This window comes from Streptomyces montanus (assembly GCF_005786655.1).
In the GTDB taxonomy this organism is placed as follows: domain Bacteria; phylum Actinomycetota; class Actinomycetes; order Streptomycetales; family Streptomycetaceae; genus Streptomyces; species Streptomyces sporangiiformans.
In genome coordinates this window covers 1-3,275 of the sequence record NZ_VBZC01000144.1, presented here as the reverse complement: position 1 = coordinate 3,275, position 3,275 = coordinate 1, and the positions used below count along the sequence as shown (strand labels likewise).

The following is a 3,275-nucleotide window of genomic DNA, read 5'->3' as shown; positions in this document are numbered from 1 at the left end:
GGCGAGTCCCGCCGCGAGCCCGAGCAGCACGGCCGGCGCGGTCTGTGCCGCGCGGGCCAGCGCGAGGCCTGCCGGGGAGGCGCCGCGCGCGCGTTGCAGCCGGTGGGCGTCGAGGCGGCGGCGTACCGCGAGCAGTGCCGTGACGACGGCGGCGAGCAGTCCGACGACGATCAGAGACGCCAGGGCGAAGGAGATCACGGTGCGGCCCTGCCGCCACTGCCGGCCGAACTCGGTGACCACGCCGGGGAGCCGGGTGCCGCTCTGCAGGGTGGAGGCGGTGTGCGGGCCGATCTCGCAGAACATGCCGCCGTAGTCGATGTCGCCGCAGTAGACGGCCCGCGCGTCGTCCGGGTAGCGGGTGAGCAGCCGCTGGAGTTCGCGCTGTCCCTGATCGTCGGCGAAGCGCGCGGCGGTGCGTGCGCCGAGGTCGAGGCGCATGCCCCAGGTGACGGTGAGCGTGGCGTCGGCCTGTGTCTGGAGGGTGGTGACGGTGCGTGGTGCGACGAGGGCGCGGGCCTCCCAGTCGAGTCCGGAGGCGCCGTGCGGTGGGTACTGCGCGGGGCGGGCCAGCAGAGGCTGTTCACGCCACAGCCGGGATCCGCCCGCGGCGTCCCCGCCGTCAGCCGTGAAGAACCCGACGACGACGGCCGTGGCATCGATGTCCTGCAACGCGCCTGGTGCGAGGGGGAGTTCCTGCCCGAGCCGTAGCTTCAGTGCGTCGCGGGTATCGGTGGAGACGGCGATCTCGACGGCCTCGGCGTCCGGGTCGGGCGGCCGTCCCTCGGCATAGGTTCCGCGCCCCGGCGCGTCGGAGGCGTACACCAGCCCCAGTCCCACGTCCCCGGCGGCCGTGACGGTGTTGATGAGCGGTAGTTGGACGCGGGTCGAGTCGTGTACGAGGCCGCCCTCCAGGGCATCGGGGGCCGCGTTCTCGATCACGTCGGTGACCGGGAGCAGTTCCTCGCCCAAGTCGCTCGCCCAGGCATCCGCGCCCGTGCTCCTCAACGGCTCGAACCGCGCGCTGAGCTGGAATCCCGGCTCCGCCCGCTGCTCCTGCTCCAGCCGGGAGGTGAGCGCCCGCCCGGCGAGCCGCTCGAGCAGCCCCGGACCGGCGGCCGCGACTGCGCAGAGCAACGCCACCAGCACCGCGAGGCAGACCAGCAGCGGAAGTTCACCCCGAACCTCACGCAACGCAACGGAGCGGAGCAACCGCGTGGAACGCCTCACCGGTCGCCTCACCGGTCCTCCCCCGCACGCAGTACCCGCGCCAGATCGACCCGCCCCAAGAACCGAGCGGCAACCGTCACCACTGCACAGATCACGAACGTCGTCGCACCCGCCGTGAGGACCACACGCACCCAGGGCACCTCGGTGAGCAGCCCGGGGTAGACCGGTCGGCCGGTGTCGTCGACCGTGACCACCGGCATGATCACCCCGGCCAGTACGGTGCCCAGCAGCGTGCCGAGGACCGCCGCGACGGCGGCCAGCGCGAGTTGTTCGGTCCACAGGTACGCGGCGAGCTGCCCGCGCCGTACGCCCAGTGCCCGCAGCAGCGCGAACTCCCGTGCCCTGGCCCGTGCCGAGAGGGCCGTGTGCAGCGTGAAGCCGACGACGGCGAACGCCGGCGCGAGGACGAGACAGAGCGTGAGCGCTCCGCGTGCGCCCTGCCGCAGCGGGTCGGCGGCCAGCCGGGCTCGGACGTGCGGCACGTCGACGGCCGTACCGAGGCGGGGGTCGGCCCGCACGGCGTGCAGCGCCGCTGCCGCGTCCCCGCCATCGGCGGCCACCCACCAAGCGGACTCACCGCCGGGCAGGGCGCCGCCGAGTACGAACTGGGCGGCCATGGCCCGGGAGTCGGCGAGCAGCCGGGGCCGGTCGCGGTCGGCGCCCGGCACGGCGTCGATCTCTCCGACGACCTTGATACGGGCGGTGCCGCCGCCGGCGCTCCGCAACGTGGCGGTGTCGCCGACCCGGACCTCGCCGGAGTGCAGCAGCGTGCGGTCGGCGAGCACGGGCGCGGCTCGGCGCCCCTTGGCGTGGTCCGTGCCGAGCCGCACGCTCCACGTCGGGTACCGGAGTTCGGTGTCGGGTCCGCGCAGCACCGCGTCCAGGAGCGCGCCGGGCGCCGGCCGGTCGGAACACAGCACGGGCCCAGGGGCTTTCCCGGGCGTTTCGCGCGAGTCGGCCCCGGGGCATCCGGCTACTTCCCGGTCGGGGACGTCGGCGCGCAGGTCGTGCCATGCGGCGGGCCGGGTGAGGCCGGGCACGTGGTCGACGGTGAGGCGGTAGGTGCGCCGTACGGTCTCGCCGGTCATGCTCAGGCCGAGCTGGACGATGCGCAGACCGTCGCCTCGGCCCGGCACCTTCAGGCGGACGGTGCGAGCCGCACCGCCGGTGTCCTCGAGGACGGCCTCGCGCGCGTGGGTGAGGCCGTCGGCGTCCACGAAGTGGACGGTGAGGCGGACCGGCACGGGGGTGCCGGGTCCGTCGGCGGACAGCCGGATGCGCAGCGGGAGTTCGCGCGGGGAGCCGCTGAGCGGCAGCCCGTACGCGGGGATGTCCCGGCCGAGCGGGGCGACGAGGTCGGCCACCGGCCGGTCGCTGAGGTCGGGGCGCAGCGCGGGGGCGGGGCCGCGCGTGGTGTCGATGCCGGTGACGGTGACCCAGCTCTGGCCGAGATAGCCGTTCGTGTCGACCACGGGGGTGACGGCCCGGGCGCCGGGCAGCGCGGCGTACGCCGTGCGCCGCTCGCCGGGGGCGAGCCGGTCGCCGGGCTCGATCCGCAGGTCGGAGCCGACCTGGAAGACCGCCTGGTCGTGGTCGCCGCGGTCCAGGATGGCGAGTGCGGTGCTGCTGAGCGCGGCGACGGCCAGAGCGAGCGTCACCAGCAGCGCGGGACCGGCATGGCGCGCGGCGCGCCGCGCGATCTGCCAGCCGCCCAGGGGCAGTACGAGTCCGGTGCCGCGCCGGGCGAGGGGATCGGTGATCCTGGCGGCCAGCGGCAGCGCCCGCAGCACGAGCAGCGCCGCGGCGCAGGTCATCGCGACGGGGGCGAGCACCAGCACCGGGTCGACGCCGCCGCCGGTGACCGGCGAGCGGTACTGGCGCAGCTGCAGCCAGCCGAGCACGGCGACGGCCGCGAGCGCCAGGTCTGCGCCGAGCCGTTGCGCGCCCGCGAACCGGCCCAGGCGCAGCCGGAGTCTTCGCACCGCGTGCCGGTCCCGTACGGTCCGCACCGTCGGCAGCAGCAGCGCGGCGCCGTGCACCGCGACGGC

Annotated in this window: 2 protein-coding genes; both read right to left on the bottom strand. The window is 75.6% G+C overall.

Going from position 1 to position 3,275, the window contains the following annotated elements:
• Nucleotides 1–1,191, bottom strand: a 1,191-nt coding sequence (locus FE633_RS46760; protein WP_138051238.1) for a hypothetical protein, incomplete at its 3' end; no start/stop codon positions are given.
• Nucleotides 1,192–1,235: 44 nt separating this feature from the next.
• A partial coding sequence (locus tag FE633_RS46755) for an FtsX-like permease family protein (RefSeq protein WP_138051237.1) occupies nucleotides 1,236–3,275 on the bottom strand: 2,040 nt, incomplete at its 5' end.